We start from the raw sequence: 24019 nt of genomic DNA on the forward strand, positions 1-24019 counted from the left end.
CAGGGATGGTTGCTTTGTGTTTATCTAGCTCTAAGTGCAAGCCCTTCTCTAGCGTCCATTATCGACTAATTCGTTAAACGACTGCCTAAACCACTCACTCGCTCTGTTTTCACCTTAATCCCACGCTTCAACACGTTGGTATCACTGAACATCATCAGTCGTTTCTTGGCACGTGTAATACCGGTATAGATAAGCTCCCGCGTTAAAATAGGGCTGAAATCCGGCGGCAAGATCATTAAGGTCAGATCAAACTCACTACCCTGAGATTTGTGTATCGTCATTGCATAAGCCGTTTCATGATCGGGCACTCTGCTTGGTAACACAGCTTTCACGCTACCATCCGGCAACTCAAAATAGACCTTCAAGCGAGGTACTGAATCAGGTTGGCTTGAATCCACCTCAAGCATACAGATACCAATATCACCATTATACAAACCCAAGCCATGATCATTTCGCGTCACCATTACAGGACGCCCGTGATACCACAGTTCATCATTATGAGGGCTCACCAAACGTCTTGCGGCAAGCGCCCTTTCAATTCTATGGTTGAGACCTTTAACACCAAAGTCCCCTTCACGAATAGAACACAACAGTCGGCATTGGCTGAACAAATCGAGTACCGATTTGGCTCTCGCTTCTTGAGTTTCTAACTCTTCCAATGGCACATTCATTCGATTGAGATACGCGCCATACTCATTAACCAAGGTACGCAGCATCAAGTTATAGCTGTCGCTCGATAGAGGATGATTTTCGATATCGCCAAAACCTTTGGCAAACACTTGGTCTACTTGATTCGCAGAACCATTATTGATTGCTTTTGCCAGCTGACCAATACCAGAACGCGCATCGAAACGGTAACTCTTCTGCAGCATACACAAGCTGTCTGCAATCGCAGGAGGATTCACCGATCCAGCTTTGACTTGTCTTGGTTTAGCTATCGCATCAAAACCTGTCATCTCCGCAACCAAATTGCCTTGCGCTGTGCTGTACCCTGCAGAGTTGAATGAACATATATCACCGAGCACAGCACCTGCCTCTACTGAAGCGAGTTGGTCTTTATCACCCAATAAGATGAGCCTTGCGTGCTCAGGAAGTGCATCCACCAGCTTATACATCATCGACAGATCAACCATCGATGCTTCATCCACTACCAATATATCAAGGTGAAGTGGATTACGTCGGTTATGTCTAAACTCAGCACGGTTAGGAATCGCGCCGAGTAACCTATGTAAAGTACTGGATTCAGTCGGTATGTTGGCCTTTACTTCAGGTGTTAATGGTAGCTGCTCAATCGCTTTACCAATCGACTCAGTTAAACGTGCCGCCGCTTTACCTGTCGGTGCCACCAGCTTGATCGTCGGTGTTTTACCTTGGCTTAGCGATTGCTCGACCATCGCCGAAAGTAACTTAGTTACCGTGGTCGTTTTACCGGTGCCCGGTCCGCCAGAAATAACCGCAAAACGTCGACTTAACGCCACCGCTGCCGCCACTTTTTGCCAGTTCAAACATGCCGATAACGATACCAAGCTATCTAGCACATCTAAGTCTGTCACTTGCTTAGCTTGCACAATCGCTTGGTCGATTGCTCCCCAATCTAGAGCCTGCTCATTCACAATATCAAGATGATCACACACCAATTGTTGGCGTAACACCTGAGACGTTTGTTGGCTTGCTTCAGCCTTGGCTAAGGCGTTAAACAGGAAGTGATAGCTGCGTGCAAAGAGCTGATTGAGTGTTTCCGTCAGCGCCTTTTTCTGTTCAATATTGAACTCTACTGGCTTACTTAAACGGTTTAACGTGTCTGCCAGTACAACCTCGTAGTTCCAGTAACGCTGTAAGTAGACACGCTGTCCATCAAACATCAGCGGCTTAACACAGTCATTGGTTGCTCCAACTAAATTGGACGATTGAAGTACCGCCAACCAATCAATACCTAACAGCTTTTGATTCAATTGCAGCGCCGTTTCACCATACAACCCAAGTAACTGGGCTAGATCTGCCGTTTGTGCAGGGCCTATCGTATGCTGCTGTATAAGCTGAGAACAAATGTGCCCTTTGCCTAATTCATGGCTCACTACCCCAGCGAGAAAACCGATTTCTTGAGAGTAACTCGTGGCTTGCTGAGCAATAAAACGGGCAAACTGATAATCCAACTGACGAATCGAACCCTTATCTGCAAGAAACTTGAGTACATCCATAAGTTGCTCAGGAATAAGTGAAACTGGCTTCGTTGTGTTCGCTGTTTCTATGCTGGTATTAGTGGTCGTTGTTGTCATTATAAAAGCCCCATCTGACCAGTTTCATCGTCATTCAATTGTGCTGAACGTCTGTCTATCACTTTACCGTCAATCAATTGATCCATTTCATCAAGTAACGCCAGTGTTGGTTTCGCCGAGAAAATACCTTGCTGAGATTGGCCGTCTATTCCTCGTAAGAACAAGTAGTACACGCCGCCAAAATGTTGTTCGTAGCTGTAATTGGCAACGCGGCTGCGTAAGAAACGGTGCAACGCCAATGCATAAATTTGATATTGCAAATCATAGCGATGGTCGGCCATCGCCGATTTCAATGCCTCGCCATGGTAGACAGCAACATCATCTCCTAAGTGATTCGATTTCCAGTCGAGTACATAGTATTTACCTTGGTGCTCAAACACCAAATCGATGAAGCCTTTCAACATACCTTGCACGGTTTGAAAACCTAGGTCGCCCGCTTTGGCTGACAATGGATCATGATATTGAATGGTTTGATTCAACTCTGATGAGGCCAATACTTCAATTGGCAGTAAGAACTCCATCTCAACTAAGCGTTGTGTTGAGTCTTTCTCGCTTAGTTTTAAGTTCTTGCCGTCTAATGCGGTGTTCAGCACTGTATCGACCAGTTGCTGAAGCACAGGTAGCCACTCTAATTCATATTGCTCTGATTCTAATAAGTGAGTGATTACTTGCGTGTTATGTTCACTGGTTGCTGGCTCGGTAAATTCAACCTCCTCAAACAAGGTGTGCAAGAAAGTACCCGGACGAGCACCACGAGGGAACGTAAATATAGAGCGTTCAGGCTCAATCAACTCAGACTCATCCTGCTCATCAGCCGAATCAATATCAAAGCCAGACACCTCAATGGTCGCGTCATGACTCGCACCGTGACTGCCTTGCTTTACAAGCCCCGAGTAACTGGTGATACGCCAAGCCCTGTCGATTGAAGCCTTGAGCTCGTTCGCATGTAAGTCTTCGCTCACTTGCTCGGTTTGTACAAACACTTGCTCGTGAGCGGTTGGAGTTTCGGCTAGCAGCACACTGGAGTTCTTGTCCTCAATGGCTGCAAGAGCCTGATGCAATTCGGCAATACCTTGCTCTTGACCGTTTTGAACCAAATAGCCCATCGCACTCAAATGCACGCCGGTCGGCTCTTTGGTTGAACGCCCTTTACGCAGTGGCGCCATACCAATGAAACAGCCATAAACCGCACGAGTCAACGCTACATAAATCAAACGTAAATCTTCCGCCAGTCGCTCTTTGTCGGCTTGCGCTAAAGCACTATCACTACCTGTAATATCCAGTACTGTGGTATCTGAATCATGATCGTAGAATTTGCCTTCGCTCGCTTCTCGGTAACTCGCGACAAATGGGAGGAATACTAAGTCATATTCCAAACCTTTCGATTTGTGAATAGTAACGATTTGAACCAAGTTTCTCTCTGACTCAAGACGCTGAATGTCATCCTCACTGCCGCCTAAACCATTTTGAGCATCGGAAATCGCTTCTGCTAACCAACGCAACAAACCATAATCACTATCGAGCTCTTGTCTTGCTTGTTGCAGCAATTCGCCAATGTGCATTAAATCGGTAAGTGAGCGCTCACCATTTTCTTCTTCCAGTAAACGTTCCGCGAGATGTCGCTTGCTGATGACGCTACGAAGCATTGGTAGCACGCCACGCTGCAGCCACAACTTACGATATTCTCGAAATTCGTTAACCACGTTTTCCCACACCACTTCATCGTTATTAAGCTCATCCAATGAAGCCGCATCTAGAGCAAATAACTCGAAGGCTAGACTCGCGCGCAATGCACGGTCATTTTCAGGTGTCAGCACCGCTTGCAGCAAGCGTTGAATATCTTGCGCAACCAAGCTGGTGAATACACTGTCTCGGTTAGACAAATACACACTTGCAATGCCTTGCTCAGACAGCGCGTTCTTGATCAGACGACCTTCACTGCCGGTTCGAACCAAGACAGCAATATCACCCGCATTCACGGCATGCTGTTTTTTGCCGTTATCAAAATAGGCTTGCTGGTTTTGAGAAGCGGTCAGAATGGTTTGAATTTGACTCGCCGTCGCCTCAGCCATTGCCTTGTGATATTCGCCCTTTGGTAACGGCTTGCCCTCAGCCTCTTGTAGCCAAAAGGTGAGTGCATGCTGAGTTTCACCATTCATTACCCATTGGCGCTTATCAGCCGATGGACTGGCAGCAACGGGTAAGAATGGAATGTCTTGGTCGTAGATAAACGGACTGTCCGAATTCATAAACACTTGGTTTACCGCGCTGACCATATCAGCACTCGAACGCCAGTTAGTCCCTAACGTATAGTGAGCACTAACTTGGTTTCTTGCCTTGATGTAAGTAAAGATATCCGCGCCACGGAAACCGTAGATAGCCTGTTTCGGGTCACCGATCATAAACAGACCACACTGCGGGTTATCGAGGTAGATTCGGCTAAAAATACTGTATTGCAGCGGATCGGTATCTTGGAATTCATCGATCATCGCCACCGGGTATAAGGTGCGAATTCTTTCCACCAGCAAGGATTGCTCATCGACATCAATCGATGCAGATAACTGAGTCAGCAAATCATCAAATGATAACCACTGCTTCTGCTGTTTAGCCTTGGCTAGAATAGTTCGACAGTGAGTAATCGCATGCGCCAATAACGGGGCTTTCAGGTTTGCAGGAGAATTTAAGAAGTCCTCAATCGCTTCGAAAACTGCGTGCTGAGGTACAGTGCCTTTCGGTGTTTTTTCAATTAGAGTAGCTTGAGAGAACTTCTCTAGTTTATCTGGGAACTGGTAATCATGGGTGTCGCTCTGCGCCCATGCTGTGACCGCTTCTAACCATGTTGGCAGAGACTTCTTGGTGTAACTGCGCTTGTTCACATCTGAACTTGAGATCAAAGCCAAAAAGTCCGCAGCAGACTCACACCACAGCGCTTTGAGTTGCTTCACTTTGTCTAGGTTCTGCTTGTGCAGAGTTTGTAAGTCACCCGACATCGCTTCTACGGTTAGCTTCAATGGAGAACCCGTCAGATAACGATTTACGTCAGCTAATAACGCAGCCGGTGAGCCCCAAATATTACGAACCTCACCTGCCAGTTGAATCGGCAGCGGGTAAAACTGCTTACGCCAGTAGTCAGCAACCACTTGCGCTTTCAAATGACTTTCATCGGTCACAAATTCATTATCAAAACGGCTTCCAGACTCGAAGGCATTTTGAGTCAACATTCTCTGACAGAAGCCGTGAATGGTGTATACCGCGGCTTCGTCCATTTGCCTTTCGGCATTAAGCAATGTTATGGCTGCGGATGCTCTCTTGGCATCATCGTATTCTTCAAGTAAGTCTTTGATAAATTGATCTTTAGAGTCAACGCAAACGCCTCTACGAAATGATATATATGCAGCGCGTATTTTTTTCCTTATGCGGTCTTTGAGCTCTGCAGTTGCCGCTTCGGTAAAGGTCACCACCAGAATTTGGTCTACGGTTAACGGCTCGTGGTGTCGGGTAGCTTCTGTAAGCTCACCTTGTGGTGCAGCCGTGCCGTGCCCAAGCAGTAGGCGTAAGTACAAGCCAGCAATGGTAAATGTTTTACCTGTACCCGCCGATGCTTCAATTAAACGCGCGCCATGAAGTGGAAACGTCATGGTATTGAGTGTCTGTGGAGCAATTACCTGAACACTGCTTGTGGTCGTCATGCCTTACTGCCTTCTGATAGATATGTTGTTACAAATGTGACCTAGCGTGGAAAACGTCATTCAATTTACGTCCTACGCTAATTTGTTAATAGTTTGTGCGATCTCTCTCACGGATCAATTCAGATCGCCTCGCTACTATGCGCCCACGAGTTCAGGAGCGCGTACGAGTTTTGTACTTTATGGCGTTACTTTGAACCACAGAATAATGGTCCCTCTGACCTGTGGCCGTACAGCGAACGCCCTACACTAATAATGATTTACTGGCGGCCACTTTATTTCCTGTACCTTGCTTCTCTTCACTTTGATTCCCTTCACCAGGAAAGTAAGCATCCCAAATGCTTACCAGCGACTCTCTTTCGTTTTTCATTAATTCAGCGCACACGCTACTGATCTTGTCGATCACAGCCACTTACTCCTGATCTTCCAGATCGGCAGCCGCCAACCTAGCCGCCTGTAACACAAGCGTTGAATACATACGCGACTCAGCCGCCAGCTCCTCGTCCCACTTAGGCCAAATACGCGAGATGTAGGTATCTCGACCCTCGCCCGTGAAAGCGAAGCTATCATTAAAAGTATCGGCCATTTTCTTGAGCGACTTCTCTTCATCATCGACCCATTTACCACGGCTAAAGCCCGCTTCAACGCCGGCTAAGGCGGTTTTCGGGAAATACGGCAGTGGTGCAGTCATACCTTGATAGAACAGTCGCACTAACTCAGCTAATAAACTCTTCGCCTGCTGCGCATCGCCGATAGGTTGTAGCGTTTGGTGAACCACGCCTTCTTTTCTGTCATAGCCAATAATATGAGTCGTTTTGCCGTGCCCCATCACCGCACAACACAAGTGATCGACCCACGCAGCCAAGTAATCTTGCGAGCGAATTTTGCCACTACGGAAACGCACTAAACCCGATTGATAGTTTTGAGTCAGCCAACCCATCAAACGAACCGGTTTGCCCTCACCTAGTACGTCAAATTCAATATTTACCTCGAGATCTTGTTGTGGCTGCCCACTTACAAATCGAATCTCTTTGGCTAAGTCTTCTGCTTGAACGCGGTTGGTTTCAAATTCGATATCACCAAAAGCGCCAACCGGTAATCGACCTTGAGCTTTTTGCTCAGAGACAAACAAGCGAACCGCTTCATCCGCCCCTTCAGGATGATCGAGTAATACTTGAAGCAAAGCGTCTTTTAGTTGGAAACTTTCTAAACCATTAAGCACGAACGGTTCATCGTCTTCCATTACCGGAAGCGGGGGCTCAAACACCACTTTTAGGCGGCGATTAAAGAAGTATTGCACTGGCAAGCGCCAGAAACGCTGCAGCTCAACCAAATCCAATTCCAATGGATAGGTCGCACCAAGCAAATAGTCATCCAAGGCACGATTGAATTCACCACTGCGTTCACCGGAACGGTTAGCCGCAGGAAGCCATTCTTTGGCGTAACTCAGCACATGGCTTGAATCACCTTGAGTAAAGGCAGCCGGGCTAAATGGCGTCATGGTGTGTTCAAAACTGATCGCTTGAGTCAGCTTGATACCAGAATCATCACTTGGTAGCGCTTGATCTGCACTTAGGCAATAGTTCTGCTGGCAGTACTCAATCAACTCTGAAACCAATACCGACGGCACTCGCTCAGTATTATCTTGAATCGAACGGCCGACATAGCTTATGTACAAACATTCTTGCGCTGACAACATCGCCTCTAAGAATAGGTAGCGGTCATCATCACGACGAGAACGGTCTCCGGGACGAGTGCGCCCGTTCATCAAATCAAACCCTTCTGGTGGCATTGAGCGCGGGTAAACACCATCATTCATGCCTAATAGACAAACGGTTTTGAACGGAATAGAACGCATCGGCATCAGGGTACAGAAGTTAACTTGTCCCGCTAAGAAACGCTGACTAATACGCGCGCCCGACAGTTTATTATTCAAGTACTGATAGATAATGCTTGGCGATAGCTCTTGTTCGTACAAGGCATCATCAAGCTGTTCATTCAGTTGAGAAAGTGCATCGCGAATCGACTTAAGCACCACCTCACCTTCTAACTCAACCGCAAAGAAATCATCAATCATTTGCAGCAAGGTTTCACGCCACATGTCGATAGATTGGGTCTCAGTAAGGCGTTGACGGTAATGAGCGATACGATCGATAAAGTGCGCTAACTTACCTGCAAGTTCGGCGTTAATGCCCTGAACTTCGTTATAAGCAGCAATTGGAGAGTGTTCAGTTTCAAACAAACCTGCAGAATCCGACATCGCGTAGCCCAATAGCATGCGCTGGATACCAAACAGCCAAGTATTTTGCTCCGTGGCAGGCAAATCAAACTCGGTTGCCGTAGAAGAATCGACGCCCCAACGGATACCCGCTTCTTCAACCCACTGCTTGGCTTGCTCAAATTGAAATTCATCAATACCAAAGCGTGCCATCATTGCAGGGATTTCTAACAACTCTAGCAACTCAGACGCTAAACAACGCGTATTCGGCAGTGCGACCAACTGCATGAAGGCGGTCAGGATTGGGCTTTCTTGGTCGGCGGTTCTATCTGAGATCGAGTAAGGGATATAACGCTCACCCGGGGCATTACCAAATACTGCCTGAATCGCTGGGCTATAGGCATTGATGTCAGACACCATCACGATGATATCGCGTGGTTTCAGGGTCGGGTTGGCATCAAACATCGCCAACAGCTGATCATGAAGGACTTCAACCTCACGCATTGGGCTGTGACACGCATGTACGGTCAGAGAGCGATCGCCAAGTTCAACAACCTGTTTATGGTTACTGGAATCTAATATGTGGTCGTCTTGATGTTCTTCTAACTGGAGAATATCGGCTTGCAGTTGATGCAATAGGTTATCTCTCTCAACATCAATAAAGAACTCATGCTCTTCGCAGTCTGATTGAGATAGTAAAAACAGGTTATCTCTGCCCAGTTTCCCCATAGACGCAAGTAAACTATTACCCACGGCTTGGCTGGTATGCAGTTCGTCTTCAATATTAGCTTCAATGCCATCTTTCAATGGTGAAGCTTCACCCTCCAATTTAGGTAAACCATCAACCAACGCAAACTGCTTACGACGCTGGGCTTCAACTCTTGCCAAATATTTACGGTCGCGAATATCGCCCCAGTAATGTTGGCAAGGGTTGGTAAACATCAAGTGCACATCAATCTGCTCACCGAGTGCTTTCAACGCATCCATGTAACGAGGAGGCAACGAAGAGATACCAAACACAAATAAGCGTTTAGGCAGATGTTGCAATTTACCTTGTTGATTAGCTAGCGCTTCAATGAAGTCGTGGTACAAATTGCCACGGTGGTATTTTGATTGGCCTTGAGACAGGGTTTGCTCATAGAGTGCTTGCCACAAAATCGGTTGCCAAGGGTGCTCTTGTTGTCCCTCATCATCGATAAGTTCTGCAACGGGCTCTCCCGCTTCCCACATCGCCATCCATTCAGGTCGATACACCAAGTAACCATCGAAGATATCGGCAATTTTTTCTGCCAATTGGTACAACTTCGAATCATCTTCGTCGTTTTCAAGGTAGCGTTGTAGAGGTAAAAAATCAGGGTGGTCAAGCTTAGCGGGTAACAAACTCATCAGCTTCCACGTCATCGCTTCTTTGTTAAAAGCACTGCGTTTAGGCACATCAGGAAGCACTTGGGTAAACATATCCCAAATGAAGGTTGCTGGAAGAGGAAAGTCTATATTTGCTGCTACACCAAACTCTTTGGCGAGTTCCATCTTAAGCCATTGAGACATACCTGGGCTCTGAACCAAGATCTGCTCTTTTTCGAAAGGATTGGCTAAAGGATCACTTTTGATTAAGTGAACGAGAAGGATTTTTAAAGTATCAACTTTATTGGAATGGTAAACAGTAAACAAAGTGCACTCACGCTAATCTTGCCAAAATATAAAGCCAGATTAGCATAAGTGCCGTGTTTGGATTAGGAATATAAGCTTATGAAATACTGAAAACTTAAGGTCCGTTTATCTTTTGAACTATTGCTTCTTACAATCTACTGCCTACCGCGCTTAGAACACGGTGAGGTTTGTAATTCATGTAATAACGAACCGCCACATAACCCACTACAAACGTTGCCACAATCAATTCTAGATACGCTAAGCCAAACACTTGATTGATGTAATGCGCTTCAATACCTTGTGCTTGCATCCACGCAGCCAGTTTGAACAAGGCTGTTGCACCAATCACGATTGGGAAGGTAAACGCTGCATAACCAGGGCTAAATGGAAGACGAAGTAGTTTGAAAAACGCCATATAGATAATAAACGTCATCAACACTGCAATACCAAATAGTAAACCAATGATCACAGGTGAAGGGCTAGCAGTAACGGTTAAGTAACCCGCCAGAGATAAGCTTGCCGGTGCTGCCATAATCGCAATGGTTGGTTTTGCAGCATCTGGCACTTCGTGAGAGAAGATCAAACGGTAAACCATGATTGGTAGCATTACTGCGTAAACCAATAAGCCGAATACCAAAGTCGCGTTAGCTACTGGCTCTAAAACTGGATTACCTGAGAAAGAGACGTCAGCGACGATAATACCGATCGGTGGCACAAACCAGCTTGGCACCATGTGGTGAATCTCAAAGTTTTTAGCTCTGTGGTACAAAAAGCTCATTAGAAACACAACGTGCAAAGCCACAGAAGCCAACCACATAGCTTCTTGTAAGAACTGAGAGATTGGCGCCAAAGACGCTGACACCACCATACACCCCATTGCAAATGTTGGTACCACACTGCCGACAACAGGGTGAGCAAGATCTGCGCGCAATAGGTGACCATGAATCAAAAATTTCACAGCTAAAACAAGAAGCAATACCGCTGCAATAGCTGCACTGAACCACTGGACTAAGCCTGGGGTGTGCAAAATACCTTGTGCGACTAAAACACCATCCCAGCACCAGCCTAAGCTTGCGATTGCTAGTGCTAACCCTGCAATGGGTGTTGGGGCTCCTGTTAATCTATATTTAATACGTTGAATCATGTCAGCCTCTCTTAAACTTAATTCACTAAACTTGTGAACTCATCAGCTTGTTGAAGCCATAATACGCTTGCGCTTCGTTAAACAATATCCAATTATATATGACAAGTGTTCATCAATACTGAACAGAACCCATTTTCACCAGCAGAGCAAAACTAGGAATCTGATGGCTAATATTTCAATAAAACAGCTCAAAGTGTTCGTCACTATTACTCAGCACTCGACATTGACTGCTGCCTCTGAGGCTCTGTTTCTGTCTAAAGCTGCGGTCAGCATGGCACTAGGCGAAATGGAGAAACAACTCGGCCACTCTCTATTTGACCGGGTCAACAACCGATTAATTCTCAACCAAGAGGGACATAAGTTACTTCCATTGGCGGATGAAATATTACATCGTGCTGCTGGTATTGATGTTTTGTTCCGTGATGATCAGCCTTTAAGTGGCAATCTAAAGGTCGGCGCGAGTGACACGATTGGTAATCAGGTCGCACCGTTTATTTTGTCAGGCTTTCGCGAACGAACACAGCATCAGGATCAAAGCTTGTTCATTTCAAACAGTGCACTGATCTGCCAAAAGTTGGTGGATTATGAACTTGATATCGCGCTAATTGAAGGAAAAACATTACACCCTGAACTCATTTCGAGTCAGTTTAGCAGCGATGAAATGTGCATTATTGTTAGTAATCAACATCCTCTCGTTGCCAAAGAAAAAGTGATTTTAAGCGATTTAGAAGACAGCCATTGGATTTTACGTGAATCAGGCTCAGGGACTCGCGAGTTTTTCCTTCGTGCCGTCGCACCGCGCATCGAACATTGGTATGAATCTTTTGAACTCAACACCACAGAGGCGATCATCAATTCAGTTTCCGCCAATCTTGGATTCGCATGTCTATCACGACTGGCGGCACAACGAGCGATTGATTCAGGCCGAGTAAAAGCGCTCGATGTGCCACTCGACATGAAACGACGTTTCTGGATGCTGGTACACAAAGACAAATACCAGAGCCCGCTGCTGAAATCTTTCATGAGTTATTGTGAAGACTGGGCTACACATCAAGATTGAGGCCGCATTGTTAGGGCTCCAACTGGACTTTTAACATCAGAAACTGTATAAAAAGCCAGTAAAATTTATCAAACTTAGAGGATTAACCATGGCTGTTATCGTCAAGTACGTGGTGGAACGCAACGGAGAAGAGAAAATGACTTTTACCTCTAAAGCCGAAGCCGACGCATACGACAAAATGCTGGATATGGCTGATGAGCTTTTTGAACTTTTAGGCAAAAGCGATTTAGTTGAAGATGAAGGCAAGCAAGAAGAACTTGCAATGTACCTAGCGAAGAACAAAGAAGAAGTTCTTTACGCATTAGGTGCTAAGCGTAAACCAGCTCCGAAAAAAGCTAAGAAGCTTGAAGCTGTTGAAGACGCAGAAGAAGATGCAGCGTAACTAGCTGATCGCTTTCTAAAAAACGCCAATGACGCCTCTAATCAGAGTTCGTTATTGGCGTTTTTTTATACTTATCGAAATATAATGAAGCTTGTTTATAGTCGAAATTGCTCTAAACATTCGCTTGCATGAAAGTGTGATAAAGATCTAATTTATAGCCATCAGGTGATGGGGTTCCACCTAAGCTTTTGCTTCAACCGCCCGTTCTTCCGAACAGTGCTAATGACTCCTACAGAATCGAAAACAGGTAATACTGTTGGATGTATCGCTATTCCTCCATTTTGAAATGGACTTAGTCTATAAGACCAAGTTCCATGACACCTTTGGATTATCGATACTCAAGATCTGTAGTGAATTAGCCGCACCTCTTCCAACACGTCCTGTTTTCTCAACGCCCTAGGTCTTCAACGACTCTAACTGTGAGAAAACATTATGCACTACTCTTCAGAAATTCAATCAATGTGCCCTATTCAAAGGGGTGATCTACACACTTCAGCACCAATTCCAGTTGAAGGCGCTATGGTTAGTCCAAAAGATGTCATCGCTATTTCTGGCTTAAGCCATGGCGTCGGCACTTGTGCACCACAACAAGGTGCAGCAAAACTAACGCTGAACGTAAAAAACGGCATCATCGAAGAAGCACTAATCGAAACGATTGGTTGTTCAGGCATGACTCAATCAGCCGCGATGGCAGCAGAAATCCTCACCGGAAGAACCATTCTTGAAGCCCTAAATACTGACTTAGTGTGTAACGCTATTAACGTAGCCATGCGTGAAATCTTCCTGCAGTTTGTTTACGGTCGAACTCAATCAGCTTTCTCTGAAGGCGGTCTAGAAATTGGCGCTGCATTAGAAGACTTAGGTCAAACACAGCGCAGCCAAGTGGGTACCAGTTACTCAACCGCAGCAAAAGGCGTACGTTACCTAGAGCTTGCAGAAGGTTATGTGACCAAGCTAGCGCTTAATGATCACAGCGAAGTGATTGGCTACGAGTATATCAACCTCGGCAAAATGATGAAGGCGATTAACCAAGGTGTGCCAGCGAATGAAGCGGCCGACCTTGCGACAGGGACCTATGGCCGCTTCGATGAAGCCGTGACCACTATTAACCCACGCCAACAGTAATTTTGCCAATTTAGAGGAAAGATATGATGAACACTCAATTTAATGAATCAGTAACTCGCGTATTGGCAGAAATGAACTTCGACTCTTTAGAGCAAGCGAACCAATACTGTCTATCACACAATGTCGACCCAAAAGCGTTAGTGATGGATACCCAACCTATTGCTTTTGAAAGCGCTGCCGATGCTTATATCCTTGGCTCAGCACTGGCGCTATTTCGCAAAGCCACCAGCGCAGAACAAGCAGCAAATATCATTGGTGAAGGCCTTCAAGCATTCACCAAACCTGGCAGTGTTGCTGAGCAACGCCAAGTGGGGATCGGCCACGGTGCGCTTGCTGCTCGTCTTCTGAATGAAGAGAGTCACTGCTTTGCTTTTCTTGCGGGTCACGAGTCTTTTGCTGCCGCTGAGGGCGCAATTAAAATCGCACTGAACGTCAACAAATCACGCAAAAACCCATTGAAAGTGATCTTAAATGGCCTAGGTAAAGATGCGGCTTATCTTATCTCGCGCATCAACGGCTTCACTTACGTGCGCACTCAATACGATTACCAAACAGGTGAACTTGTTGAAACTGAACGTCGCCGTTTCTCACAAGGCCCTCGCGGCGACATCTTGTGTTACGGCGCTGATGATGTACGTGAAGGTGTGGCTATCATGCACAGAGAAGAAGTGGATGTCAGTATTACGGGTAACTCAACCAACCCTACTCGCTTCCAACACCCTGTAGCGGGTATCTACAAAGCAGAACGTACTCGCCAAGGTTTGCCATACTTCTCAGTAGCTTCAGGCGGCGGTACAGGTCGAACATTACACCCAGATAACGTAGCAGCAGGCCCAGCGTCTTACGGCATGACAGATACCATGGGCAGAATGCACGCTGACGCCCAGTTCGCAGGTAGCTCTTCTGTTCCTGCTCACGTGGCGATGATGGGCTTCATCGGCATGGGCAACAATCCAATGGTCGGTGCTACAGTTGCATTGGCTGTCGCAGTGAGTGAATCTCAAAACGCATAGCGCCAAAACGAGCTCCACCGTCGGCCTGTTATATAGAGGCCGTTGTGTCGAGCTTAATAATTGAGAAACTCGCAATAACGCGCGACCAAAACTCTACACCTATCACTAAAATCAAACAGTCAGCCTTGTGCTGGCTGTTTTTTATTCATACTTGCTCTACTATCTATTTCTAATAATTATTTGTATCTAAGGTTAAATACACCAACCATTGGTATTTAACTGCATACTTTCAAAGGAATAATATGAAAGAGCTCATCATTCATACCATTACCGTGTTCATGGGATTTTTTGCCATCATGAACCCAATCGCCAACACCCCAATCTTTCTTGGATTAACTGGTGACAATGACAGGGAAACGGTCAAGTCCATCGCCTTCCGTTCAGTGTTTATCGCATTCGTCATCGTCAGTACGTTTGCACTCTCTGGCAAACTGATCTTTGACCTCTTTGGTATCACGCTTTACGCACTGCGTATCACGGGCGGTATTCTGGTCTTTTTGATTGGCTTTCACATGCTACAAGGCGACTCAACACACGCCAAAGCGAAAGAGAAAGTCAACTCAGATGCCCAACGAGACGCGGCGCTAAGTATCGCAGTTTCACCTTTAGCTATGCCAATACTGGCCGGCCCCGGCACTATAGCCACCGCGATGAACTTTGCCAGCACCGAAGGCATCTACGAAACCATCATCACCATCGTCGCCTTTGGTCTACTGTGTACTTTAACCTATGTATTATTTGTATTCGGCGAACGCTTCGTTAAAGCGGTCGGACCAAGTGCACTGAACGTGATTACTCGAATGATGGGCTTAATACTCGCAGTTATCGGTATGCAGATGCTGATTGAAGGGATCGAGCAAGCTCATAAAGCGCTGTTTGTTTAAGCTCAGAACAACAAATTTCTGATACAAAAATAGCCAGCGATTCGCTGGCTATTTTTATTTTATTGTTAATCTATAACCTTGTATTTGAAGGCTTTAATTAACAATACATGACACTCCGATAAGAGCGTATCAATACTATTTATATTCAATCGTTGTTGTTTCAAATCCTAGTGGCTCTAATACTTTCTTATGCTCAGCCCAAGAAATAAATGATTCTGCATCAGTATTACATACGTCACCTGAGCCTTCCGCACATGGTTTAATACCACCATCATAGTTGACGCTATATTTCTCGGTACTTCCATCGTATGTCAGGTTATTAACTTTGTAAGTTTTAAAACCATTGCCTGAAATCACAATATCTTGACGATCTGTTGATGTTAACTGAGCATCGCCTAATACATTCCAACCATCACTACCACTTGCATTATAGTTATTAACGATAACAGTGTAGTTATCAGCATCGTTCATTGTCGTCCATACTGGGTTTTCTTCAGTTCCAGTATTAACCTCCAGGCTCGTCACTGTACCTGATACACCTTTCACATCTTCTGTAAACGTGTAACGCATACCCGATACATATGGGAACTTACCAGCATGAGCACCTTCCGCAAGTGTCGGCTCAATTGTGGTGTCGATAAGATTTCGAATCACTTCGCCTTTAACGGTTAAAATAGACAAGTAGTTCGAGAATGGTAATAATTCTAACGTCGCATTTCCTTCCCTGAAATCACCTGACGCGATATCCGTTCGAACACCACCAGCTCCCACCAAACCAATCTGAACATTTTTACCGGTAACCGCTGTTACCGACGGTTGATTTGCCCAATAAATCATACTTTGAGCAATCATCGGAGCAACATCTGAACCGTGCTTATCAGTTCCAGCGTCACCAGGACGACGCTCATGACCGATTTCAGTCGGTGCAGCTGCAACAACATCACCATACGCAGCTTCAAGAGCTGGCTTATAAGTTGCGTCGATACGGGTTCTTAAATCTATATCTTCATCTTTTATCGTAATTTTGTCGTTATTATCAATAAACGAAGTTACATCATCTTTATCAGAACTAATCATTTGATGTTCTCGATGAGAATCGTGATAAAACTCATCATTTGATAATAGAGTATTGTTCCCAACGCAGGAGAGAAGATTACCATTTATGTCAAATGATACATCAACGTCTCCGATAGCTTCCGCATACTGACCAGCTTGAACCACACAAGTCTTTTGTACCTTGTCTTTTTGTGGAATCATTTCGGCATAAATACCATTATTACCTTGATCAAGGTCGGTAAAGTCACCTAGTAAAGTATGAGAGTGACCGCCAACAATAATATCGATACCCGTTGTATTGGCAGCAAGCTCCTTATCGGCAGCATTCCCTATGTGTGATAGAACAATGATTTTATTCACACCCTTGGTTTTTAAATCATTTATAGTGGCTTGAGTTGCTGTAATTTGGTCACTAAATGTCACATCACCAGTTCCGGTAGCTATCGTTGGCATATCCCCCAAAACAACACCGATTACAGCGACAACTTTCTCATCATCATTTGCATCAGAAACAGAGGTAATTGCTCTTTTTTCTGAGCCTTCAAATGCGAACAATTGATAAGGGTATAAATTATCTACATTACTTAAAGACTGATCTTTTGATGTATCCATATTATTTGCTAGCACGGGAAAACTAACTGTATTGATGAACGATGCGAGCTTGTCAGTATCTAAATCGAATTCATGGTTCCCAAGTACCATTGCATCTAACCCCATCTGTGACAACAAGTCTGCGTTTGCGGCACCTTCATTTAGCTTAAAGTAAGCGGTACCTTGCCATGCGTCACCACCATGCAAGAATAACAAAGGTTCTTTGTCAGCTTTAGCACCCGCTTTGATATCATCAGCGGCTTTCAATAGGCGAGGATAACCGCCAAATTCGTTATAAACCTTCTTGCCATCATCACCCATAGTAAAACTTGATTTTACAGGATCAAAGTTTGAGTGAGTGTCATTCACATGTGCAATGCGTAATGTCATATCGGGAACAATAATATCGTCACTGTCCGAGCCACAACCAACCATCGCTACGCCGATAGATAACACCAGTAAAGACTTAGTAAAATTCATAGAAGATCCTTTATTAATCGTTTTAATGTCGTTATGGCAGGCAATATACTGACATCTTGCAGGGTTTTAGTGATCGTTCTCTTAATTACATGTCTGGAAAGTTGAGTATTTACCCTAACTGTAGGCACAAGCGATTAATCAACAGAAGTCGAATAATTCTGATAATAAACATGAATTTATAGAGAAAGTGTGACTCACTCTATTGATACTGCTAACAAGAAGGTGAGTTAGATATGAATGACAGATATGGAAATGAAAGCATACTGATTAGTTAAATAAAACGCCGTAAGATTAAGAACATGGTGCAGTATCCGGATAATGAAAACTATCGCTAGAAAGACAAGCAATATCATTTTACAGACTTTATCCCGATACGCCCTTTCATAACGAGGGCGCTCTCTTTATGATGAACGCAATTAAATTAACTTTGCTAACGGCAGCGCTAGTTATTCGAGCCGCTGTTTGGGAATAGTAAAATCAAGACTCAACACATGGAGATTCAACATGGCTTACTTTTCACTAGCCTTCGGTACGGCAACCAAAAATCGCGACAATAAAATCATTGAAGCGTTCTTCCCTAACCCACTTCTAAACCCAAGCGACGCTCTTGTAGCGGCTGTGGCAGAAGTATCAGGTTACTCTGAAGACAACCAAGCTATCGAAATCTCTGCTGCACAAAGCGCAGAACTGGCGAAGGCATTCGCAGCAAACGATGATGCAGCTAACGCATCTTTCGCAGAAAAAGCGGCAGCGTCTGAACAGCCACTTGTTCTTGTTGTTCTTGCTACTGACGAGAAACCAACATCGGTTGCTGAAGGCTTCCTAAAGCTACAACTTATCTCTAACCGCCTAGTACAACCACACGGTACGGTACTGGACGGCATCTTCGGTCTACTGCACAACATCGCATGGACAAACGAAGGCCCTATCGACCTACCAGAGCTGGCTGAGCGTCAAATCGAAGCTCGCCTTGCAGGTCGTGCTCTGTCTGTAGATTGCGTAGACAAGTTCCCTAAAATGGTGGACTACGTAGTACCAACAGGTATTCGTATTGCTGACACTTCTCGTGTTCGTCTTGGCGCACACGTAGGCGAAGGCACAACAGTAATGCACGAAGGTTTCATCAACTTCAATGCTGGTACAACTGGCGTGAGTATGGTTGAAGGTCGTATCTCTGCGGGTGTTGTTGTAGGTAACGGTTCAGACATCGGCGGCGGCGCTTCTATCATGGGTACTCTGTCTGGTGGCGGTACTATGGTTATCTCTATCGGCGAAAACTGCCTACTAGGCGCAAACGCTGGTCTTGGCTTCCCTATGGGCGACCGTTGCACGGTTGAATCTGGTCTTTACGTGACTGCGGGTACTAAGGTTCGCATGCTAGATAAAGAAGGCAACGAAGTAGAAATCATTAAAGCTCGCGATCTAGCTGGCGTTTCGGATCTTCTGTTCCGTCGTAACTCAATCACTGGCCAAATTGAATGTCTTGCGAACAAGTCTGCTGTTGAGCTAAACAGCGAGCTACACAGCAACAACTAATCTAAGCGCTAAATGCTAAATGCTAAATGCTAAATGCTAAAAAGTACGAAGCCGTTGGGGTTAAATCCAACGGCTTTTCTTTTATATCTGCAGATCAGAGTGGGTTATGCTTTCTCTGCGGCTAGCTGCTCAAGAGCTTGAATAGAAGTCTCTGAAACTAGTGTGCCATCCATGTAGTAGCTGACCTTGTCACCATCACGAACGCCTGTAAGTACTGCTTTTTGACCATCGTTGTAAGTAATGTCCATACGAATGGTGTTCTCGTCGATTTGCTGCATCTCACCCCATTCAATCTGACGATTGTTGAAGCCAAGTGGCGCATCTTTCAGTGAATCATCAAGGCTGTCGTTCACATCAATCATGGTATCGACTTTACTATCGAAGATGTGAGGCGCACCAGTCAGTGGGTTTTTACCCGCCCAGAATTCGATCGAGTTGAATACGATGTAATCGGCTGCGGTTGTTAGTGCATAAACCGGAGCAAGTAAGAAGTTGACCCCAGCACGAGCGTAACGGTTATCTACAACCTCAACGTTGAACTTCATTAATTTCCCAGTAACGGCATTACTACCGACACACCCAGCTAACGACATGACAATCGCTGCCACTGCAACTGCTTTTGTGATTGTTGTTTTCATAGATCCCTCTTATGCCACGATGATTGATTCGGTTTTTGCATAGCCAAACAGCAGTCTTCCTGTTCACGTACAGAAATTCATGGCCTAACAAATTGATTCCATAACATTTAGCGTAGTGGAGTTTTTTAGAACAGCAAACTGCAAACGTTAATTGTTTCGCTCTGGTTCCTAAAGAGTTGCCAATAAAAAAGCGCAGACCTTTCGATCTGCGCTTTTATTAGTTTTTAAAACTATTCGGTTTTGTGTACCAGATTAACCCACATTCTTACGTGCGTTTTGGAACATACGCATCCAAGCGCCATTCTCGCCCCAACCTTCTGGAGACCAAGAGTTAGCAACCGTACGGAATACACGCTCTGGGTGAGGCATCATAATAGTTACGCGACCATCAGTAGTCGTTAGACCTGTGATAGCGTTTGGCGAACCGTTCGGGTTATTCGGGTATTGCTGCGTTTGGTTACCGTTGTTGTCAACGTAACGTAGTGCAACTGTACCTGAGTTTTCAATCGCGTTTAGGTGGTCGTTGTCACGAACTTCTACGCGGCCTTCACCATGAGAAACAGCGATTGGCATACGAGAACCTTCCATACCGTTGAAGAACACAGAATCTGACTTCTGAACTTCAACGAGGCTGAAACGTGCTTCAAAACGCTCAGATTCGTTGCGAACGAAACGTGGCCAGTACTCAGCACCAGGGATTAGCTCGCGCAGGTTAGACAGCATCTGACAACCGTTACACACACCTAGAGAGAAGGTATCTTCACGCTTGAAGAAGTTTTCAAACTGGTCACGCGTAGAGTCGTTAAACAGAACCGACTTAGCCCAACCTTCACCAGCGCCTAGTACGTCACCGTAAGAGAAACCACCACAAGCCACAAGGCCGTTGTACTCTTCAAGTACCGCTTGACCCGTTAGGATGTCGCTCATGTGAATGTCAGTTGCTTCGAAGCCTGCACGGTCAAATGCGGCTGCCATTTCAACGTGAGAGTTAACACCCTGCTCACGTAGAATCGCCATTTTAGGCTTAGCGCCCGTGTTGATGTAAGGAGCAGCAATGTCTTCGTTTACGTCAAAGCTTAGTTTCACGTTCAGACCTGGGTCTGAGTTGTCTTTCTTCGCTTCGTGTTCTTGGTCAGCACACACTGGGTTATCACGTAGACCTTGCATCTTGTGCGTTGTCTCAGCCCAGATAGTACGTAGTTCAGTACGGTTACGTTCAATTACTACAGACTCACCAGACTTAATCACTAGCTCATCAGAAGCTTCAACAGAACCAATGACATGTGAACACGTTTCTAGACCGTTTTCTGTAAGAGTAGCAAGTACTGCGTCTAGGTCATCGTTGCGAACTTGGATTACAGCACCCAGCTCTTCGTTGAATAGTACCGCAAGCGTATCTTCGCCTAACGCCGCAATATCAGCGTTAACACCACAGTGACCTGCGAACGCCATTTCTGCTAGCGTTACGAATAGACCACCATCGCCTTTATCGTGGTAAGCGACAACTTGGTCGTTCGCTACAAGTGCTTGAACGCCTTCGTAGAAACCTTTTAGTTGCGCTGCGTTGTCTACGTCTGCTGGCTTATCACCAAGCTGCTTGTAAACCTGTGCAAGTGCTGTCGCACCCATACGGTTTTTGCCGTTACCTAGGTCGATAAGAACCAGTGAAGTGTCACCTTTGTCAGTGCGAAGCTGAGGAGTAATCGTCTTACGAACGTCTTCAACACGTGCAAACGCTGTGATAACAAGAGATAGCGGAGAGGTTACTTCTTTCTGCTCGCCGTTCTCTTCCCACTTAGTCTTCATCGACATTGAGTCTTTACCCACAGGGATAGTTAGACCTAGTGCTGGACATAGTTCTTCACCCACCGCTTTAACCGCTTCGTAAAGACCTGCATCTTCACCTGGGTGACCCGCTGGAGACATCCAGTTAGCCGACAGTTTAATGTGTTTGATATCGCCAATGTTAGTCGCTGCGATGTTAGTAATTGCTTCACCAACCGCTAGACGAGCCGATGCACCGAAGTCTAGAAGTGCAACTGGCGTACGCTCACCAAGAGACATAGCCTCACCGTGGTAAGAGTCGTAGCTTGCCGCTGTTACAGCACAGTTAGCAACAGGAACCTGCCATGGGCCAACCATTTGGTCACGAGCTACAAGGCCTGTTACCGAGCGGTCACCGATGGTGATAAGGAATGTTTTCTCAGCGACGGTTGGCAAGCGAAGAACACGGTCAACCGCTTCGTTCATCTCGATGCCAGAACGGTCAATCGCAGGGTTGTTCGCTTTTAGCGTTTTCGCATCACGGTGCATCTTAGGTGTTTTACCTAATAGGATGTCCATTGGCATGTCGATTGGCGTGTTGTCGAAGTGTGAATCTTCTAGTTTAAGTTCACGCTCTTCCGTTGCTTTACCTACGACTGCGTATGGTGCACGCTCACGCTTACAAATCGCGTCGAATGTTGCCATGTCTTTATCAGCAACCGCCATTACGTAACGCTCTTGAGATTCGTTACACCAGATCTCAAGTGGGCTCATACCCGGCTCATCGTTTGGTACGTCACGTAGGTTGAAGATACCGCCACGCTCACCGTCGTCTACTAGCTCAGGAAGTGCGTTCGAGATACCGCCCGCGCCCACATCGTGGATGAATGCGATTGGGTTCGCATCACCTAGCTGCCAACAACGGTCAATAACTTCCTGACAACGACGCTCCATCTCTGGGTTTTCACGTTGTACAGAAGCGAAATCAAGATCTTCAGAAGAAGAACCAGAATCCATTGAAGATGCCGCACCGCCGCCAAGGCCGATGTTCATCGCAGGACCACCAAGAACGATTAGGCTTGCACCTACCGGGATCTCTTTCTTCTGAACGTGCTCATCACGGATGTTGCCAAGACCACCAGCTAGCATGATTGGTTTGTGGTAACCACGCACTTCTTCACCTGCGTGAGAGTTTACTTTCTCTTCGTAAGTACGGAAGTAGCCAAGTAGGTTTGGACGACCAAATTCGTTGTTGAATGCCGCGCCACCAAGAGGACCTTCAAGCATGATATCCAGAGCAGTAACGATACGGCTTGGCTTACCAAAGTCAGTTTCCCAAGGTTGAACGAAGTTCGGGATCTTAAGGTTAGATACAGAGAAAGCAACAAGACCCGCTTTTGGCTTACCACCAATACCGGTTGCGCCTTCATCACGGATTTCACCGCCTGAACCTGTCGATGCGCCCGGCCACGGAGAGATTGCCGTTGGGTGGTTGTGCGTTTCAACTTTCATCAAGATGTGTGTTTTCTCTTGGTGGTAGCTGTACTGGCGAGTTTCTGGATCTGGGAAGAAACGACCGACTTCAGAACCAGTCATTACCGCTGCGTTATCTTTATAAGCAGACAGAACGTGCTCTGGTGTCGTTTCAAAGGTGTTCTTAATCATCTTGAACAATGATTTTTCTTGTTTAACGCCATCGATAGTCCAATCAGCGTTAAAGATCTTGTGACGACAGTGCTCTGAGTTCGCTTGTGCAAACATCATTAGCTCGATGTCAGTCGGGTTACGACCTAGCTTCTCAGTGAAGCTTTCAAGAAGGTAATCAATCTCATCTTCTGCAAGTGCAAGACCTAGGGTAACGTTTGCTTTTTCAAGCGCTTTACGTCCGCCAGTTAGTAGGTCAACTTCCGCATAAGGAGCAGGCTCAGCAACGGTAAATAGTGCCGCCGCTGATTCGAAGTCAGTGAAAACCACTTCCATCATACGGTCGTGCAGGATTGCTTTCAGCTCAACAAGTTGAAGCTCAGAAAGTTCAGCAGAGGTTTCAATGTAGAAAGCAGTACCGCGCTCTAGACGTGACACTTTAGCCAGTCCGCAGTTGTGTGCGATATCTGTTGATTTTGAAGACCAAGGCGAGATAGTGCCCGGGCGTGGCGTTGCAAGCAGCAGTAAACCTTCAGGTTCATGCTCTTCAATCGTTGGACCGTAAGTCAGTAGCTTTTCTAGCTTCTCAACTTCAGACTCATCTAGGTCTGCCGTTAGATCAGCAAAGTGGGCAAACTCAGCGTAAATACCTGTTACAGGTAAGCTTAATTCACGACAAAGCTCTAAAAGCTTGTTAACACGAAACTCAGATAGAGCTGGGGAGCCACGCAAAATTCTCATGTGCTTACGTCTCTTATGCAGTTGATTAAGGTAGTATTGGAATAAATTCAGTGGGTTATAGGAACAACCTAACTGTTTTCTTCGAAGCTATTCCCGAAGGTTGCCAAACCTATGCCGATTCCACCTCTTCA

Annotated in this window: 14 protein-coding genes and 1 riboswitch; of the genes, 6 read left to right on the plus strand and 8 right to left on the minus strand. The window is 45.8% G+C overall.

Annotated elements, in window-relative coordinates:
• Positions 1-65 precede the first annotated feature (65 nt).
• The 5 genes from recD to OCV19_RS12725 form a co-directional block, all read right to left on the minus strand.
• Positions 66-2276, minus strand: coding sequence for an exodeoxyribonuclease V subunit alpha (gene recD / locus OCV19_RS12705; RefSeq protein ID WP_065676372.1), 2211 nt, complete (start codon positions 2274-2276; stop codon positions 66-68).
• Complete coding sequence (gene recB / locus OCV19_RS12710) at positions 2276-5965, minus strand: exodeoxyribonuclease V subunit beta (protein WP_065676371.1); 3690 nt, start codon at positions 5963-5965, stop codon at positions 2276-2278. The genes recD and recB overlap by 1 nt, the downstream gene beginning before the upstream one ends.
• Positions 5966-6206: 241 nt before the next feature.
• Positions 6207-6368 (minus strand): hypothetical protein, encoded by a 162-nt coding sequence (locus tag OCV19_RS12715; protein WP_167352283.1) that lies wholly within the window; start codon positions 6366-6368, stop codon positions 6207-6209.
• A gap of 6 nt (positions 6369-6374) precedes the next feature.
• Complete coding sequence (recC, locus tag OCV19_RS12720) at positions 6375-9851, minus strand: exodeoxyribonuclease V subunit gamma (protein WP_065676370.1); 3477 nt, start codon at positions 9849-9851, stop codon at positions 6375-6377.
• A gap of 127 nt (positions 9852-9978) precedes the next feature.
• Positions 9979-10974 (minus strand): TDT family transporter, encoded by a 996-nt coding sequence (locus OCV19_RS12725; protein ID WP_065676369.1) that lies wholly within the window; start codon positions 10972-10974, stop codon positions 9979-9981.
• 163 nt (positions 10975-11137) lie between these two features.
• Between OCV19_RS12725 and OCV19_RS12730 the strand changes: the two genes are divergently transcribed.
• The 5 genes from OCV19_RS12730 to OCV19_RS12750 all read left to right on the plus strand — a co-directional run bounded on the left by OCV19_RS12730 (position 11138) and on the right by OCV19_RS12750 (position 15438).
• Positions 11138-12034 carry a LysR family transcriptional regulator gene (locus OCV19_RS12730; protein WP_050052897.1) on the plus strand — a complete coding sequence of 299 codons (897 nt, stop codon included), beginning with the start codon at positions 11138-11140 and terminating at the stop codon, positions 12032-12034.
• Positions 12035-12122: 88 nt separating this feature from the next.
• Complete coding sequence (locus OCV19_RS12735) at positions 12123-12416, plus strand: YebG family protein (RefSeq protein ID WP_008223840.1); 294 nt, start codon at positions 12123-12125, stop codon at positions 12414-12416.
• Positions 12417-12571: 155 nt separating this feature from the next.
• A riboswitch (Fluoride riboswitch) is annotated at positions 12572-12655 on the plus strand.
• Between the two features lie 193 nt (positions 12656-12848).
• Positions 12849-13541 carry an iron-sulfur cluster assembly scaffold protein gene (locus OCV19_RS12740; protein WP_065676368.1) on the plus strand — a complete coding sequence of 231 codons (693 nt, stop codon included), beginning with the start codon at positions 12849-12851 and terminating at the stop codon, positions 13539-13541.
• A gap of 23 nt (positions 13542-13564) precedes the next feature.
• Entirely contained in the window at positions 13565-14554 is a 990-nt protein-coding gene (locus OCV19_RS12745; protein ID WP_065676367.1) for a GGGtGRT protein, read from the plus strand.
• Positions 14555-14796: 242 nt separating this feature from the next.
• Positions 14797-15438, plus strand: a complete 642-nt coding sequence (locus OCV19_RS12750; RefSeq protein ID WP_065676366.1) for a MarC family protein — start codon at positions 14797-14799, stop codon at positions 15436-15438.
• Between the two features lie 135 nt (positions 15439-15573).
• Here OCV19_RS12750 and OCV19_RS12755 read toward each other — a convergent pair whose 3' ends face one another.
• The gene (locus tag OCV19_RS12755) at positions 15574-17565 is read right to left on the minus strand and encodes a bifunctional metallophosphatase/5'-nucleotidase (protein WP_065676365.1); all 1992 of its coding nucleotides are present in this window, start codon (positions 17563-17565) and stop codon (positions 15574-15576) included.
• A 504-nt stretch (positions 17566-18069) separates the two neighbouring features.
• Between OCV19_RS12755 and dapD the strand changes: the two genes are divergently transcribed.
• Positions 18070-19101 (plus strand): 2,3,4,5-tetrahydropyridine-2,6-dicarboxylate N-succinyltransferase, encoded by a 1032-nt coding sequence (dapD, locus tag OCV19_RS12760; protein ID WP_065676364.1) that lies wholly within the window; start codon positions 18070-18072, stop codon positions 19099-19101.
• A gap of 104 nt (positions 19102-19205) precedes the next feature.
• Here dapD and OCV19_RS12765 read toward each other — a convergent pair whose 3' ends face one another.
• Together OCV19_RS12765 and purL are read right to left on the minus strand one after the other, a co-directional pair.
• Complete coding sequence (locus OCV19_RS12765) at positions 19206-19739, minus strand: DUF3332 domain-containing protein (RefSeq protein ID WP_048608024.1); 534 nt, start codon at positions 19737-19739, stop codon at positions 19206-19208.
• 252 nt (positions 19740-19991) lie between these two features.
• On the minus strand, positions 19992-23888 hold the full coding sequence (gene purL / locus OCV19_RS12770; RefSeq protein ID WP_065676363.1) for a phosphoribosylformylglycinamidine synthase: 3897 nt from the start codon (positions 23886-23888) through the stop codon (positions 19992-19994).
• Between the last annotated feature and the right edge of the window lie 131 nt (positions 23889-24019).

Origin of the sequence: Vibrio celticus (assembly GCF_024347335.1) — a bacterium.
GTDB lineage: Bacteria > Pseudomonadota > Gammaproteobacteria > Enterobacterales > Vibrionaceae > Vibrio > Vibrio celticus.

Coding starts and splice junctions, on each gene's coding strand:
- OCV19_RS12745 (WP_065676367.1), top strand. CDS start 13,565: ATGATGAACACTCAATTTAATGAATCAGTAACTCGCGTATTGGCAGAA.
- OCV19_RS12750 (WP_065676366.1), top strand. CDS start 14,797: ATGAAAGAGCTCATCATTCATACCATTACCGTGTTCATGGGATTTTTT.
- OCV19_RS12740 (WP_065676368.1), top strand. CDS start 12,849: ATGCACTACTCTTCAGAAATTCAATCAATGTGCCCTATTCAAAGGGGT.
- dapD (WP_065676364.1), top strand. CDS start 18,070: ATGGCTTACTTTTCACTAGCCTTCGGTACGGCAACCAAAAATCGCGAC.
- purL (WP_065676363.1), bottom strand. CDS start 23,888: ATGAGAATTTTGCGTGGCTCCCCAGCTCTATCTGAGTTTCGTGTTAAC.
- OCV19_RS12765 (WP_048608024.1), bottom strand. CDS start 19,739: ATGAAAACAACAATCACAAAAGCAGTTGCAGTGGCAGCGATTGTCATG.
- OCV19_RS12730 (WP_050052897.1), top strand. CDS start 11,138: ATGGCTAATATTTCAATAAAACAGCTCAAAGTGTTCGTCACTATTACT.
- OCV19_RS12755 (WP_065676365.1), bottom strand. CDS start 17,565: ATGAATTTTACTAAGTCTTTACTGGTGTTATCTATCGGCGTAGCGATG.
- OCV19_RS12725 (WP_065676369.1), bottom strand. CDS start 10,974: ATGATTCAACGTATTAAATATAGATTAACAGGAGCCCCAACACCCATT.
- recB (WP_065676371.1), bottom strand. CDS start 5,965: ATGACGACCACAAGCAGTGTTCAGGTAATTGCTCCACAGACACTCAAT.
- OCV19_RS12735 (WP_008223840.1), top strand. CDS start 12,123: ATGGCTGTTATCGTCAAGTACGTGGTGGAACGCAACGGAGAAGAGAAA.
- recD (WP_065676372.1), bottom strand. CDS start 2,276: ATGACAACAACGACCACTAATACCAGCATAGAAACAGCGAACACAACG.